Source organism: Lysobacter sp. F60174L2 (assembly GCF_052547135.1).
The window spans coordinates 165300-179742 of sequence record NZ_JBQWRA010000002.1 but is presented as its reverse complement, the minus strand read 5'-3'; the positions used below and the strand labels follow the sequence as shown (position 1 = coordinate 179742).

12 protein-coding genes and 1 riboswitch are annotated in these 14443 nt (G+C 68.1%); of the genes, 7 read left to right on the top strand and 5 right to left on the bottom strand.

Annotation, left to right across the window (positions count from 1 at the left end):
• The first annotated feature begins 6 nt into the window (after positions 1–6).
• Positions 7–1140, top strand: coding sequence for an SRPBCC family protein (locus ACT9AS_RS05900; RefSeq protein ID WP_445099210.1), 1134 nt, complete (start codon positions 7–9; stop codon positions 1138–1140).
• Positions 1141–1176: 36 nt separating this feature from the next.
• On the opposite strand, the gene ACT9AS_RS05895 is transcribed toward ACT9AS_RS05900, so the two are convergent.
• From ACT9AS_RS05895 to ACT9AS_RS05885, 3 genes are all read right to left on the bottom strand, one after another.
• The gene (locus ACT9AS_RS05895) at positions 1177–2439 is read right to left on the bottom strand and encodes a Bcr/CflA family efflux MFS transporter (protein WP_445099209.1); all 1263 of its coding nucleotides are present in this window, start codon (positions 2437–2439) and stop codon (positions 1177–1179) included.
• A gap of 131 nt (positions 2440–2570) precedes the next feature.
• On the bottom strand, positions 2571–3434 hold the full coding sequence (gene ygiD / locus ACT9AS_RS05890; RefSeq protein WP_445099208.1) for a 4,5-DOPA-extradiol-dioxygenase: 864 nt from the start codon (positions 3432–3434) through the stop codon (positions 2571–2573).
• Positions 3435–3493: 59 nt separating this feature from the next.
• Positions 3494–3766, bottom strand: a complete 273-nt coding sequence (locus tag ACT9AS_RS05885) for a hypothetical protein (protein ID WP_445099207.1) — start codon at positions 3764–3766, stop codon at positions 3494–3496.
• Between the two features lie 128 nt (positions 3767–3894).
• On the opposite strand from ACT9AS_RS05885, the gene ACT9AS_RS05880 reads away from it, so the two are divergent.
• The 5 genes from ACT9AS_RS05880 to ACT9AS_RS05860 all read left to right on the top strand — a co-directional run bounded on the left by ACT9AS_RS05880 (position 3895) and on the right by ACT9AS_RS05860 (position 6316).
• Positions 3895–4032 carry a hypothetical protein gene (locus ACT9AS_RS05880; protein WP_445099206.1) on the top strand — a complete coding sequence of 46 codons (138 nt, stop codon included), beginning with the start codon at positions 3895–3897 and terminating at the stop codon, positions 4030–4032.
• A complete protein-coding gene (locus ACT9AS_RS05875) occupies positions 4029–4256 on the top strand; it encodes a hypothetical protein (protein WP_445099205.1) in 228 nt (75 codons plus the stop codon). The genes ACT9AS_RS05880 and ACT9AS_RS05875 overlap by 4 nt, the downstream gene beginning before the upstream one ends.
• Positions 4253–4627, top strand: coding sequence for an HVO_A0114 family putative DNA-binding protein (locus ACT9AS_RS05870; protein ID WP_445099204.1), 375 nt, complete (start codon positions 4253–4255; stop codon positions 4625–4627). The genes ACT9AS_RS05875 and ACT9AS_RS05870 overlap by 4 nt, the downstream gene beginning before the upstream one ends.
• A gap of 55 nt (positions 4628–4682) precedes the next feature.
• Complete coding sequence (locus ACT9AS_RS05865; RefSeq protein ID WP_445099203.1) at positions 4683–5333, top strand: hypothetical protein; 651 nt, start codon at positions 4683–4685, stop codon at positions 5331–5333.
• 86 nt (positions 5334–5419) lie between these two features.
• Positions 5420–6316, top strand: a complete 897-nt coding sequence (locus tag ACT9AS_RS05860; RefSeq protein ID WP_445099202.1) for a pirin family protein — start codon at positions 5420–5422, stop codon at positions 6314–6316.
• Positions 6317–6352: 36 nt separating this feature from the next.
• Here the strand turns inward: ACT9AS_RS05860 and ACT9AS_RS05855 are convergent, their stop codons facing one another.
• Both ACT9AS_RS05855 and nhaA read right to left on the bottom strand, forming a co-directional pair.
• Positions 6353–9019 carry a M1 family aminopeptidase gene (locus ACT9AS_RS05855; RefSeq protein ID WP_445099201.1) on the bottom strand — a complete coding sequence of 889 codons (2667 nt, stop codon included), beginning with the start codon at positions 9017–9019 and terminating at the stop codon, positions 6353–6355.
• 246 nt (positions 9020–9265) lie between these two features.
• A complete protein-coding gene (gene nhaA, locus ACT9AS_RS05850) occupies positions 9266–11119 on the bottom strand; it encodes a Na+/H+ antiporter NhaA (RefSeq protein WP_445099200.1) in 1854 nt (617 codons plus the stop codon).
• Positions 11120–11285: 166 nt separating this feature from the next.
• Positions 11286–11405, top strand: a riboswitch (glycine riboswitch).
• 127 nt (positions 11406–11532) lie between these two features.
• On the opposite strand from nhaA, the gene gcvP reads away from it, so the two are divergent.
• Positions 11533–14442 (top strand): aminomethyl-transferring glycine dehydrogenase, encoded by a 2910-nt coding sequence (gene gcvP / locus ACT9AS_RS05845; protein WP_445099199.1) that lies wholly within the window; start codon positions 11533–11535, stop codon positions 14440–14442.
• The last annotated feature ends 1 nt before the right edge of the window (position 14443 follow it).

Sequence of the window (14443 nt, the reverse complement as noted above, 5' to 3'; positions counted from 1 at the left end):
GCGGCCATGGATACCGCCGCCGATCTCGCACCGCAGCCGCTCGACCACGCCACCGCCCTGCCCGCGCGGTTCTACACCGACCCGGCCATGGTCGCGCGCGATCGCGCCGCGATCTTCGACCGCAGCTGGCAACTGATCGCCCACGTCTGCCAGCTGCAGGACGCCGGCGACCACGTGATCGCCGACTTCGCCGGCCTCCCCGTCATCGCGGTACGCGGCGCCGCCGACGACGACGGACCCGGCACCATCCGCGTCTTCCACAACGTCTGCCGCCACCGCGCCGGACCGATCGCCAGTTGCGACGGCCTCGCCGCCAGGTCGCTGCGCTGCCGCTACCACGGCTGGACGTACGGCCTCGACGGTGTGCTGAAATCGGCGCCGGAGATGGGCATCGCGCCGGACTTCAACGTCGCCGACATCCACCTGCCGCAACTCGCCGTTCGGGTGTGGCAGGGACTGGTGTTCGCGTGCGTCGACGAGGCCAGTGCGCCCGACTTCGACGCCTTCGTCGAAGGTATCGACGCGCGCCTCGGCCCCGGCCGCAACCTGGCGAATTACGGCCACCACCATCGCATCGGCTACGACGTCGCCTGCAACTGGAAGGTCTACGTCGACAACTACCTGGAGGGCTACCACGTCCCCCACATCCACCCCGGCCTCAACAAGCTGCTCGACTACCGCAGCTACATCACCGAGACCGCGGCGTGGTACTCGTACCAGTTCAGCCCTCTGGTGAATGCCGATAGAAGCGGGGGCGACACCCTCTACGGCGACGGCGACGCGCTGTACTACTGGCTGTGGCCGAACACGATGCTCAACATCCTGCCCGGCCGCCTGCAGACCAACCGCGTGGTGCCGCTCGGCGTCGACCGCTGCCGGGTCGAGTTCGACTTCTACTACACGCGCGACGAAAGCGGCGAAGCCCGCGCCCGCCGCGAGGCCGACCTGCAGTTCAGCGACGAAGTGCAGCTCGAAGACCTGACCATCTGCGAAGACGTGCAGCGCGGCCTGGCGTCAGGCTCCTACCAGCCCGGCCGCCTCAACCCCCTGCGCGAGAACGCCGTCCACCACTTCCACGAACTCCTCCGCCACACCTACCGCCAAATCCCGCCTTTGCAGGAGCGACGTAAGTCGCGATAGAACAACCGTTCCCCAACTCACCCCACGATCGCCCCCCTACAACGCCTCCCCCGGCACCTTCGGCCCCGCACTCCCACCACGCCGCCCTCCAGCCGACGAGACCACCGACTCCCAGCGCCAGAACGCCCAGCCCGCGGCCGTGAACAGCCCCGCCGCGACGGCCAGCCACAATCCGTTGCCGCTCAGCCACGGCGAGACCACGCCCGCGATCAGCGCATTGCTCACCAGCGCCGTAAACGCCTGCAGCGACGACGCCGAGCCGCGCTGGCGCGGGTACATGTCGAGTACCGCCAGGGTCAGGATCGGGAACACCAGCGCGATGCCGAACGCATTGAGGGACATCGGCAGCACCGCCCACGGCAGCTGCAACGCGTCGGTCGACAGGTTGTAGGCGACGTTGAACAGCGCCGCCACCGCCGACACCGAAAAACCGATCGTCACCAGCCGCCCGCCACTGATCCGCCCGGCCGCACGGCCCGACAGCCACGCGCCGACGATCATGCCGCCGATGGTCGGCACGAAGAACCAGCCGAACTGGCGCTCGTCCAGCCGCAGCAGGTCCAGCACGTAGGCCGGCGCCGAAGCGATGTAGAGGAACAGCGCGCCGAAGTTGAACGCCGCCGCCGCGGCCAGCCGCTGGAACCGCGTGTTGAACAGGATGGCCAGGTAATCGCGGGCGAGCCGCCTGGGGCGCAGTTCCAGCCGCGCATCCTGCGGATGAGTCTCCGGCAGCCACCACCAGGTCGCCATCAGCAACACCAGCGAGAACAGCACCAGGAACCAGAAGATCATCGGCCAGCGGCTCCAGCCCAGGATCCAGCCACCGATCATCGGCGCGATCGCAGGCGCGATGCCGAAGATCATCGACACCTGGCTCATCAACCGCTGCGCATCGTCGCCGTGCAGCACGTCGCGGATCACCGCCCGGCCGACGATCAGCCCCACGCCCGCCGACAGGCCCTGCACCATGCGGAACACCAGCAGCGTCGTCAGGTCCGTCGCCAGCGCACAGCCCACCGACGCCAGCGTGAACACCGACAGCCCGCCGAGGATCACCCTGCGCCGCCCGACCGCATCCGACAGCGGCCCGTGCACCACGCTCATCAGCGCATAGCCGACCAGGTACATGCTGATCGTCTGCTGCATCGCCAGCTTGTCGGCGCCCAGCTGCGCGGCCATCGCCGGGAACGCCGGGAAGATCGTGTCGATCGAAAACGGCCCGAACATCGCCAGCCCGCCCAGCAACAGGGCCAGGCGGCGCAGCGATACCGAAGGCGCGACCGGCCGGGTAGACGTCATGAGGGGCACTCCGTGGGGACGCGCAGGATAGCAACCGGATTCACCGGGGCAGCGCCGACACGGCGGGACAAACCGTCCCGCACCGTCAACCGACAGCCACGGCACAGCGCCGAAACGTCAGGACGGACCGGTCAGATATTGCTCTCGTCCGCCGGCACGTCCTCCGACAACGGCGCGGAGCCGGCAAGGCTGTCGTCGGCGTCGGGGCAGGCGCAGTCGATGCCGTAACTGGTCATCGACAGCGAGCCGAAGGCGTAGCCGTCGACCAGTGCCCGGGCCGGGATGCCGAGGGCCGCGGCGGCACCGGCGATGTAGAGCAGCGGCAGGAAGTGTTCGGGCGTCGGGGCGGCCATCGCGAAGTCGCGGTGGGCGACGAGCGAGGCGGCGTCGCCGGGGCGTTCGGTCATCACTTCCCGGGCGTGTTCGTCGAACCGGCGGGCCCAGTCGAAGCCGGCGTCGGGTTGCTTCCAGTCGATCGCGCGCAGGTTGTGGACGACGTTGCCGCTGCCCATCAGCAGCACCCCGCTCTCGCGCAGACGCGCCAGCCGGGCGCCGAGTTCGACGTGCCACTGCGGCGGCTTCAGCGCATTGATCGACAGTTGCACCACCGGGATGTCGGCCTTGGGGAACGCGTGCACCAGCACCGACCAGGTGCCATGGTCCAGGCCCCAGCCATCATGGTCGGCACCGACATGATCGGGCTGGGCGAAGTCGGCGACCTCCTCCGCCAGTTCCGGCAGCCCTGGCGCCGGGTACTCCACGTCGAACAGCGCCTGCGGGAAGCCGAAGAAATCGTGGATGGTCCTGGGCCGGGCCATCGCGGTAACGGCAGTGGCGTTGACGTACCAGTGCGCCGACACCATCAGGATCGCCCGCGGCCGCGGCACCGAGGCGCCGAACGCGCGCCAGGCGTCGGTGAAGCGGTTGCGCTCCAGCGTGTTCATCGGGCTGCCATGGCCGATGAAGGCGGCGGGCATGTTCAGGGGTGCGTCCATGGAGCCTCCGTTGATGGGGCATCTCCGGCAGAGACTAGCGCGTGCGGAGCGGTAACGCTTCAGCCCTCTTCCGGCGGCGGCTTGAGTTCCTCGGCCAGCTCGTCGAGTTCGGCGATCGCCGCCTCCAGCGCGTCGTGGAACTCGCCCTGGCGCGTCATCAACTCCTCGATGGTCCTGGACTCGCCGAGTTTCTTCAGCTTGCCCTCGTCGAACTTGAGCCATTGCGCGGTGAGCAGCTCGACGTTGTTCTTCGAGTAGTGGCGCATTTCCTTCAGTTGCGTGGCCAGGTCGTTGACGTGGTCGAGCGGGGTCTTGGGGGTTTCGTCGGACATGGGGGCTTCCCGGGGCCAGTGATACTCCCGAAGGTACGGACGGCAGGGGGGAGCCAGTGTGAATCCCACACAGGGAATACCGGAACTCTCCACCTTGTTTTGATATCACCTGGTGATACTATGGAACCATGAGCGACAAGGATGTCGAAACGCTCCTGGATCTCGATGGAAGCGTCCTCGACCAGGGCAATGGCTACTGGATAAAGATCGAAGCCCGAAGGGTCCAGCCCACTGCAGGCGTCCCGCATGCATCGGTTACAGCTTGACCTTGCATGACCGCTACGGCACTCGCGTGCTGGGGTTCGATAATGCCCACGCAATCAAGCCGCCCAAAAAATTCAAGTACGCCGGACGCGTCCTGGCAAACGACCATCAACACCGCCAGGCCCACGACAAGGGCAGGCCTTACGAATACGTCAACGCGCATCAGTTGCTGCAGGATTTCTTCGCTGCCGTAGACCACGCACTGGGCAAGGAGCACGACCAATGACCGCCCCCCGAAAATCCACCGCCCGTCCCGTCACCATCGGCATCGCGCCGCAACAGCAGATCCGCGAGCGGGTGCTGGCCATCGCCAAGGGTACGCATAAGCCAAAGCCCGGCGAGCCCCGGATCTGGTTCACCTCGATGAAGTCACTGGCCGAGGTACTCAGTGACGACAACCGCGCCTTGCTGCGGGTCATTCGCGAGACCGCGCCGGAATCCATTGCCGAGCTTGCCCAGACCACCGGCCGCAAACCCGGCAACCTGTCGCGCACGCTGAAAACCATGTCCCGCTACGGCATCGTGGAGATGCAGCGCAACCACCGGAGGGTGCGCCCGGTCACCCGGGCCACGGAGTTCCGTATCGTCGCCACCTGAGCGGTCGGCGGCACATCAAATAAAGGCCGAACGATTCGGCCTCACGGACATTTCCATGGCCTCTACATTCGATCGGTTCCTCGAAGCGCGTCGTGGCGACCTGCAGCGGATATCGCGTCAGAGCCGGGGAGAGCACTCGTTTGATGACGTGACCTCCGAGGCTTGGCTCATGGCGTCTGAAATTGGCCAGAGGCGAGGCTGGGCTTTCAGCTTTGCTGACCAGGATGATCAGGACCAGCTATTCGCGCGCCTTTACCTGCGCCTGGTCAAGTACGCGGACAAGACAATTCGTTATGCGGTCAGGCTGGACTATGGAAGCAGCGACGATGACAGCGAGCACCTTGGTGCCACCCTCGCGCGCTTGCTGACCGCGCCAATTGATACAGATCCCCAGGTTCGCGAGCAAATGTCCGAGGAGCGCGACCAATTGATAGAACGGGTCCGACGCAGCTACTCCCAAGCGACGGCCTATGTGTTGCTGCTGATGCGCGTCGACGGGCACATGAGCGACCTTGCGGAGCTGCTGCGTATCAACGTCGACACGCTACGGATCCGCATGAAGCGGGTGGGACTGGTAGCACGCATACAGCCCACGCTGTTCGATGGCATCGAGCGCATTGCGCTTGATTTCAAACTCTGGCAAAGACGCAGACCCGTTCTGCCATCCCGTATTCAGATGGCAGAGAACCAGGCGGCATTCTGGTAGCTGAAAGCGAAGCAAACCCGGAACACCGGCGAGCCCCTGCCGGCTATGCGCGCGATACTGCCACCGGACAACCACGGGAGCACGACATGCTGGACATGGTGATCGAGCAACGCCGCCGCAGCCTGGGCGGATTCGAGGTCGGGCGGGTGTTGCCGTTCGCCAAGCGGCGGATGGTCGGGCCGTTCATCTTCTTCGACCACATCGGGCCGGTCGACTTCCCGCCGGGGATTCCCAACAACGTCGACGTGCGGCCGCATCCGCATATCGGATTGTCTACGATCACCTATCTGTTCGATGGCGAGATGATGCATCGCGACAGCGTGGGCTCGGAGCAGGCGATCCGGCCGGGCGAGGTCAACTGGATGACGGCCGGTCGCGGCATCACCCATTCGGAACGGTTCGAAGAGGCGCGCGCGCATGGTGGGCCGATGCACGGCATCCAGTCGTGGGTGGCGTTGCCGGAGGCCGACGAGGAGACCGATCCGGCGTTCGACCATTACGACGCGGGCGAGCTGCCGGAGTTCAACGAGGATGGGGTCCGCGGCCGACTGGTGGCGGGGCAGGCCCACGGGCTGGCGTCGCGGGTGAAGACGCATTCGCCGATGTTCTACCTGCACTGCGAGCTGGATACGGGCGGGCGCGCACAACTGCCCGACGGCTACGCCGAGCGCGCCGCCTACGTGGTGCGTGGCGCGGTCGAGGTCGCGGGCGAGCGCCACGGTCCGGGACAGATGCTGCTGTTCACCGCCGGCAAGCCGGCGCTGTTGACCGCGCTGGAACCGTCGCTGGTGATGCTGCTGGGCGGTGAGCCGCTGGGCGAGCGCTTCATCGAGTGGAACTTCGTGTCCAGTTCGAAGGAGCGCATCGAGCAGGCCAAGGCCGACTGGCGCGCCGGCCGGATGAAGCTGCCGGACCTGGACAACGGCGAATTCATCCCGCTGCCGGGCGATCCCGAGCACACGCCGGCCAACCCGATGTCCTGATGCGGGTGGCCGACGGGCTCCAGCCGGCGGCAGGCCTCAGCCGCCGTGGCGCTCCAGCCACTCGCTGATCGCCGGCAAACGCTGGTCGCGCACCTGGATGCGGTACCTGATGTTGGCGATCGCGGTCTCGGTGGCGCGGCGCGAGCTGTCGGCGATGTACTCGTCGGCATAGGCGCTGATCTTGTCGATCATCGCCGGGTCGCTCGAGGGGCTGCCCAGCCCCGGGTAGTAGCGGCTGCGCGAGGTGGTGTCGACCTTGGCATCCACCTGCCCGCGATGGGCCACGGCGAAATCGAAGGCCAGGTCGGGATGCTGGTAGGCCACGGTGCGGATCATGCCCGCGCTGTTGGTCTGCCCCGGCTCCCCGGTCAGCGCCAGGTCGAGCGCACGCCGGGCCAGCGCGGGATCCTCCGCGCTCGACAGCAGGCCATACAGCTGGTCGCGCACCAGCGGGGTCTTTTCGCTCTTTGCAGATGCATGCAACTGCTCCCAGGTCGCGGCATCGGCATGCGTGGCCACCACCGACAGGATGGTCTTGCGCAGTGCCGCCGGCATCGCCTGCGGATCGCGGTCGCGCGCGGCGTAGCGGCGGCGTGCCTCGGCGATCACCGAGGTGTCGCCCAGTTCGGCCAGGGTGCCGATCAGCTGCGTGCGCAGGATCGCCACCGGTGCGGCCTCGTCGGCCGGCGCCTCCCAGCCGACGCGCTCGAACACCGGTGCCAGCGTGGCGATGCCGAACGCATCCAGCCGCGCCTGCCCGGCGTCGTCGCCGCGGTAGTAGCGGTGCAGGCTCTCCAGGCTGCCGGCGATGTCGCCCCAGATCTGCGGGTCGGCATCGACCGGCGTCGCCGCGGCCAGCTCCAGGTAATCCGAGGCGGGCTGCAACCCGGCCATGCCGAGCGCCCAGGTGTCGCCCATCAGGCCCAACTGGTCGATCGGCGCGAGGTCGGCGAAGGCATCGCGGATGCCGGCGAACTGTTCGGGCGAATACAGCGTGCGGTAGTAGCCGCTCTGCCCCGCGTTGACCACCACCGTGCCGCAGCCGGGTACCTGCAGGCTGCCGGCGCCGCCATCCACCACCGTGCGCGCCGGCTCGCCACCGACCGTCTGCGCGATGACCGGCACCCGCCACGACAGCGGCTGCTTGTCGGGGCGGTCCTTGGTGAACTCGCCCTGGGTCAGCTGCAGCGTGGTCATGTCGTCCGCGCAGGTGGCCGAGGCGACCCGGATCAGCGGCACGCCCGGCTGCAGGGTGAAGTCATGCGCGATGTCGAGGATCGGCTTGCCCGCCGCGGCCTGCACCGCGCGCCAGAGGTCGTCCGACACCGTGTTGCCGTAGGCGTGGGTCTTCATGTAGCTGCGCACGCCATCGCGCCAGGCATCGGCGCCGACGTAGCCCTCGAGCATCCGGATCACCGCCCCGCCTTTCTGGTAGGTGATCGAGTCGAACGCCTGGCTGGCCTGCTCCACCGTCTCCACGTGCTGCACCACCGGGTGGGTGGTGACCGCGGCGTCCAGCGACATCGCCGACTCGCGCCCGCCGACCGAATACAGGTGGGTGTTCCATTCCGGGTGCAGCTTCCGGGTGGTGCGCGCCGCCATCCAGGTGGCGAAGCCCTCGTTGAGCCACAGGTCGTCCCACCAGCTCATCGTCACCAGGTCGCCGAACCACTGGTGCGCGATCTCGTGCGCGTCGGTCGAGAACACGCGCTGCCTGTCGCGCTGGGTGGAGATGGTCGGGTCGAGCAGCAGCGCGTACTCGAAGGTGTAGATCGCACCCCAGTTCTCCATCGCGCTGAAGAACTGGCTGCGGCCCGGCGAGGCGATGTTGTCGAGCTTGGGCAGCGGGTACGGCACGCCGAAGTAATCGTTGTATTCGCGCAGTACGTCGGCCGAGGACTGCAGCGCGAACCGCGCCTGGTCGACCTTGCCTGCCTGGGTGATCACGCCGATCTCGGTGCCGTCCATCTGCATCGTCGCGCGCTCGAAATCGCCGAGCCCGAAGAACAGCAGGTAGGTCGACATCTTCGGCGAGGTCTGGAAATGCACCTGCTTGGTGCCGTCGCCCAGGTCGGTCGACTCGGCGATCGGCATGTTGCTGACCGCCATCTGCTCCGCCGGGACGATGGCGGTCAGCTCGAAGGTGGCCTTGTGGTTGGGCTCGTCCCAAGACGGCAGGAACTTGCGCGCATCGGAGTTCTCGAACTGGGTGTACAGCGCGCGCTTCTCGCCGTCGTCGGTGACGTAGTCGATCGCGAACAGGCCATTGGCCTGGGTGCCGATCCTGCCGGTGTAGTCCATCGACAGCGTATAGCTGCCCACCGGCAGCGGCTTGTCGAAGCTGAAGGTCGCCGTCTGCGCCGCCGCATCGATCGCCACCTGCGGAGTCATGGCGGGCGCGTCGCTGGCGGTCGCGAGCTCCACGTTGGCGAAGGTCATGTCCACCGCGTTGAGCGTGATGCTGTCGGTCGGCGCCAGCACCTCCAGCGTGATCGCCACGGTGCCGTTGAACGTCAGCTTGTCGGCGTGCGGTATGACCGCGACCTGGTAATGGGTCGGCCGCACATCGCGCGGCAGCTGGGTGGTGGCATCGGTCACTGCCGGCGCCGGGGCGGCCTGCGCGGTGGTCTGTGCCAGGGAGGGAGCGTAAACGCTGGACAGGGCCAGTGCGGTGGCGATGGAAGTAACCAAGATGCGACGCATGGGAATCCTCGCGGAGGGGAACCTCCCGATGGTGATCCCGGATCGATCGCCGCCCCACCGCCGGAAGTCACGACTGGCCCCGCGCCGGCCGGACCGCCTGTCGGTCTGTAGGAGCGACGTAAGTCGCGATCTCCCCGCGTTCACCGGACGCCTCGACCTTGGACTTCGGACCAGCCTCCCGGAGCCCCGGGCGGAAGTACGGCAACTGTCCGGGTACTGCGTCGGCCAGGCCAGTGCGTTCGCGACTTACGTCGCTCCTACAGGGGGGCGGGATTCGTTGACGCCGGCGCGCCACAGCATGGCGGTGCCGATGACGGCGGCGAGGATGGAGGCGGCGAAGATCGCGATCTTGGCGGCGGCGAAGTCCGACGGCTCCGCAAACGCCTGCTGGGCGATCAGCAGCGACATGGTGAAGCCGATGCCGGCCAGCGCGCCAGCGCCCAGCACCTGCACCCACGAGTACGCCTCGGGCTTGCTGGCGATGCGCAGGCGCACGGCCAGCGCGCAGAACGCCAGCATCCCGGCCGGCTTGCCGAACGCGAGGCCGGCGATGATCGCCAGCATCAGCAATTCGTGGCCGCCGACCACGCCGGCGTCGATCACCACGCCGGCGTTGGCGAACGCGAACAGCGGCAGCACGATGTAGCTGGAGCGCGCGCCGGCGTAACGCAGCATGCGTTCGGTGGGCGACTCCAGGCGGTCGTGGATGTCGTCCATCGCGTGCATCGCCGGCTCGGACGGGCCGCCGCGCAGGGCCTCTTTTCCGCGCTTGGCCTCGGCCGCGAGGATCGCGTCGGCCTGCACCATCAGCGCCTTGTAGTTGGGCGGCGGCCGGCTGGGGATGAACATCGCCAGCAGCACGCCGGCCAGGGTCGCGTGCAGGCCACCCTGGTAGATGCAGACCCACAACGCCACGCCCAGCAACAGGTAAGGCGCGGCGCGGTACACGTGCATGCGGTTGAGCAATGCCAGCAGGCCGAGGATGACCAAGCCGGCGAACAGCCAATCCCAGTTCTGGCCGGCCGAATAGAACACCGCCACCAGCAGGATCGCGACGATGTCGTCGACGATCGCGGCGGCAGTCAGGAAGATCCGCAGCTCCACCGGCACGCGCCGGCCGAGCATGGCGATCAGCGCAATGGCGAACGCGGTGTCGGTCGCGATCGGGATGCCCCAGCCGTGCGCCCACGGACCGGACGGAATGACCAGGCTGTAGACCACCGCCGGCACGATCATCCCGCCGCACGCGGCGGCGATCGGGAACGCGGCCGAGCGCCGGTGGGTCAGGTGGCCGACGGTGAACTCGCGCTTGATCTCCAGCCCGACCACCAGGAAGAAGATCGTCAGCAGGCCGTCGTTGACCCAGTGCAGCAGCGACATCGAGAACCCGTCGGCGCCGAAGTTGAGCCCCACCGGGGTTTCCCACAGCGCCATGAAGGCCGGGCCCAGCGGCGAGTTGGTGATCGCCACCGCCAGCACCGAGGCCAGCACCAGCAGCAGGCCGGCCGACGGGCCCCAGCTGGCGAACTCCAGCGCCTTGGAGCGCATGCGATGGCCGAGCGAACCGACCAGCGCGTCGGCCAGCTCGGCCTCGTCCCAGGAGCCGAAATAGCGCCGGCCGTTGATGAAGAACGTCGGGGTGAAATGGACGCCGCTGGCGTGGGCGCTGCGCTCGTCGGAATCCACCCGCGCGCTGGCGTGGGCCTGCGCCTTTGCCGTGGCGTCGGCCTCGTTCCCCCACGGTTCGACCCCGAACTCGGCGGCCACCGCGGCCAGGTCGTCCTCGGTCAGCCGGTCCGAGCGCGACATCAGCTCGATGTGGGCGTCCCAGAACCGCTCCGGGTCGACCCGCTCCACCAGTTCGGCCGCGCGCCGCGCCAGGTCGCTGCCGGTCAGCGGACGGTGCCTGAATACGTAACGCAACTGGTCGCCGAAACGGTCGCGCAGGTCGGCGATGACGCGGTTGGCCGCGCGGCAGTGGGGGCAGTCGTAGCTGCCGTACTCGACCAGGGTCATCCCGGCCTGGTCCGTGCCGAGGATATGGTCGCGGGACGGGTCCACGCGGCGGTCGAGGCGGTGGGTGTCTGCCGGGGTCGTCACGGGAAATCGTCTCGCGCAGGGGGCCGGGGCACGGAGGCAGGGTAGCGCGTCGCCCGTTATAATCGCCGGGTGACTCCCAGCCGGTGGGAGAAGCGGTCCAGCCTCCGGGCATGGCCGCTGCCGAAGGCGCAACGCCCGTAATCGCTCAGGCCCCAGAACCACCGGCTGTAAACACTCTGGAGAGACCGGTTAGATCCGGCGCCGAAGGTGCGTGAAGCGACCCTCCCCCGCTGCCGACATGGAGCACGCTTCCGAAACTCTCAGGCAAAAGGACAGAGGGGCGAGCGGGGATTTCGAGTGGCGCAAGCCACGAGCCCGCGAGCGCACGTCGGCCGTGAGGCCGGCGGGCTGGAACGCCCTTCCCGCGGTCACGCACCGCACGCAGCCTTCGGACGCCTACCCGGACTCCTGTCATGACCCAAGACACCCGCGCCACCCTGCGCTCGCTCGAGCACCATTCCGCGTTCCTCGAGCGCCACATCGGCCCCAACGACACCGAGGTCGCGCAGATGCTGCGCACGGTCGGGCACGAGTCGCTGGAATCGTTCACCGACGCCATCGTGCCGGGCTCGATCCGCTCGCCCGAACAGTTGGCATTGCCGCGCGCGATCAGCGAGGTCGAGGCGATCGCCAAGATCCGCGCCATCGCCGACCGCAACGAGGTCTTCCGCAGCTTCATCGGCCAGGGTTATTCGGGCACCCACACGCCGAACGTCATCCTGCGCAACATCCTCGAGAACCCGGGCTGGTACACCGCCTACACCCCGTACCAGGCGGAGATCTCGCAAGGCCGGATGGAAGCGCTGATCAACTTCCAGACCATGTGCGCCGACCTGACCGGCATGGAGATCGCCAACTCGTCGTTGCTCGACGAGGCGACCGCCGCGGCCGAGGCGATGACGCTGGCCAAGCGCTCGGCCAAGTCGAAGTCGGACGTGTTCTTCGTCTCCAACGGCGTGCATCCGCAGACCATCGAAGTGGTGCGCACCCGCGCCGAGCCGATCGGCATCGAGATCGTGGTCGGTGACGAGGCCGACGCCGCCGGCGTCGAGTCGTTCGGCGTGCTGCTGCAGTACCCCGACACCCTCGGCCGCGCGGGCGCCGACTACCAGGCCATCAGCGACGCGGTGCACGCGCGCCAGGGCCTGGTCTGCGTCGCGGTCGACCTGCTGGCGCTGACCCTGCTCAAGGCGCCGGGCGAATGGGGCGCGGACATCGTGGTCGGCAACACCCAGCGCTTCGGCGTGCCGTTCGGTTTCGGCGGCCCGCACGCGGCCTTCATGGCCTGCCGCGACGCCTACAAGCGCTCGATGCCGGGCCGCCTGATCGGCGTCTCGCTCGACGTCGAAGGCAACAACGCCTACCGCCTGACCCTGCAGACCCGCGAGCAGCACATCCGCCGCGAGAAGGCGACCTCCAACATCTGCACCGCGCAGGTGCTGCTGGCAGTGATGGCATCGATGTACGCGGTCTACCACGGCCCCGAAGGCCTGGTCCGCATCGCCCGCCGCACCCACCGTTTTGCCGCGATCCTCGCCGGCGCATTGCGCGGGGCCGGCGCGCACGTTGGCGGCGACTTCTTCGACACCCTGCACGTCAGCAACGTTGACGCTGCCGCGGTGCACGCCAACGCGAAAGCCGCGCGGATCAACCTGCGCACGATCGACGACGCCAACCTCTGCATCAGCCTCGACGAGACCACCACCCGGGAGGACGTGGTGGCGATCGCCGGGTTGTTCGGCGCCAGCATCGACGACATCGACGCGCTCGACACCGAAACCGCCGACGCGCTGCCGGCCGCGCTGCTGCGCGAGTCGAAGTTCCTGACCCACCCGGTGTTCAACACCCACCACTCCGAGCACGAGTTGCTGCGCTACATGCGCGCCCTGTCCGACAAGGACCTGGCGATGGATCGCACGATGATCCCGCTCGGCAGCTGCACGATGAAGCTCAACGCCACCGCCGAGATGATCCCGATCACCTGGCCGGAGTTCGCCAACATCCACCCGCTGGCCCCGGCCGAGCAGGCGGAGGGTTACAGGGAACTGATCAGCGGGCTGGAGGCGATGCTGGTGGAGATCACCGGCTACGACAACGTCAGCCTGCAGCCCAACTCCGGCGCGCAGGGCGAGTACGCCGGCCTGCTCGCGATCCGCGCCTACCACCGCGCGCGCGGCGACGACCAGCGCGACATCTGCCTGATCCCGGAGTCCGCCCACGGCACCAACCCGGCGTCCTCGCAGCTGTGCGGGATGAAGGTGGTGGTGACCAAGTGCGACGCCAACGGCAACGTCGACGTCGAGGACATCCGCGCCAAGGCCGAGAAGTACAGCGACCGCCTCGCCGCGATCATGATGACCTACCCGTCGACCCACGGCGTGTTCGAGGAGGACGTGGTCGAGATCTGCGAGATCGTGCACCAGCACGGCGGCCAGGTGTACACCGACGGCGCCAACATGAACGCACTGGTGGGGCTGGCCAAGCCCGGCAAGTGGGGCTCGGACGTGAGCCACCTCAACCTGCACAAGACCTTCTGCATCCCGCACGGCGGCGGCGGCCCGGGCGTCGGCCCGTGCGCGGTCAAGTCGCACCTGGCGCCGTACCTGCCCAGGGCCTTCGGCGGCATGCGCACGGAAGGCGTGGGCGACGGCGCGATGGTGTCGGCCGCGACCTTCGGCAGCGCCTCGATCCTGCCGATCAGCTGGATGTACATCACGCTGATGGGCACCCAGGGCCTGCGCAAGGCGACCCAGGTGGCGATGCTCAACGCCAACTACATCGCCCGCCGCCTCGCCCCGCATTACCCGACCCTGTACACCGGCCGCAACGGCCTCGTCGCGCACGAGTGCATCCTCGACCTGCGGCCGCTGGAGAAGGCCACCGGCATCAGCGCCGAGGACGTCGCCAAGCGCCTGATCGACTTCGGTTTCCACGCCCCGACCCTGAGCTTCCCGGTCGCCGGCACGCTGATGGTGGAGCCGACCGAGAGCGAGTCGCTGCACGAGCTGGACCGCTTCATCAACGCGATGATCGAGATCCGCGAGGAGATCCGCGCGATCGAGGACGGCAAGCTCGACCGCGACGACAACCCGCTCAAGCACGCCCCGCACACCGCCGCGCAGGTGTCGGCGTCGGAGTGGACCCGCGCCTACCCGCGCGAGCTGGCGGCGTTCCCGCTGGCGGTGCTGCGCCAGCAGAAGTACTGGCCGCCGGTGGCGCGCGTCGACAACGTCTACGGCGACAAGAACGTGTTCTGCAGCTGCGTGCCGATCAACGAGTTCGAAGGCGAGATCGAGGCGTTCAGCGAGCCGAACGTGGCCTGAC

Excerpts from the sequence above, each read along its gene's own strand:
- ACT9AS_RS05900 (WP_445099210.1), top strand. The coding sequence starts at position 7 with ATGGATACCGCCGCCGATCTCGCACCGCAGCCGCTCGACCACGCCACC.
- ACT9AS_RS05895 (WP_445099209.1), bottom strand. The coding sequence starts at position 2,439 with ATGACGTCTACCCGGCCGGTCGCGCCTTCGGTATCGCTGCGCCGCCTG.
- ygiD (WP_445099208.1), bottom strand. The coding sequence starts at position 3,434 with ATGGACGCACCCCTGAACATGCCCGCCGCCTTCATCGGCCATGGCAGC.
- ACT9AS_RS05885 (WP_445099207.1), bottom strand. The coding sequence starts at position 3,766 with ATGTCCGACGAAACCCCCAAGACCCCGCTCGACCACGTCAACGACCTG.
- ACT9AS_RS05880 (WP_445099206.1), top strand. The coding sequence starts at position 3,895 with ATGAGCGACAAGGATGTCGAAACGCTCCTGGATCTCGATGGAAGCGTC.
- ACT9AS_RS05870 (WP_445099204.1), top strand. The coding sequence starts at position 4,253 with ATGACCGCCCCCCGAAAATCCACCGCCCGTCCCGTCACCATCGGCATC.
- ACT9AS_RS05865 (WP_445099203.1), top strand. The coding sequence starts at position 4,683 with ATGGCCTCTACATTCGATCGGTTCCTCGAAGCGCGTCGTGGCGACCTG.
- ACT9AS_RS05860 (WP_445099202.1), top strand. The coding sequence starts at position 5,420 with ATGCTGGACATGGTGATCGAGCAACGCCGCCGCAGCCTGGGCGGATTC.
- ACT9AS_RS05855 (WP_445099201.1), bottom strand. The coding sequence starts at position 9,019 with ATGCGTCGCATCTTGGTTACTTCCATCGCCACCGCACTGGCCCTGTCC.
- gcvP (WP_445099199.1), top strand. The coding sequence starts at position 11,533 with ATGACCCAAGACACCCGCGCCACCCTGCGCTCGCTCGAGCACCATTCC.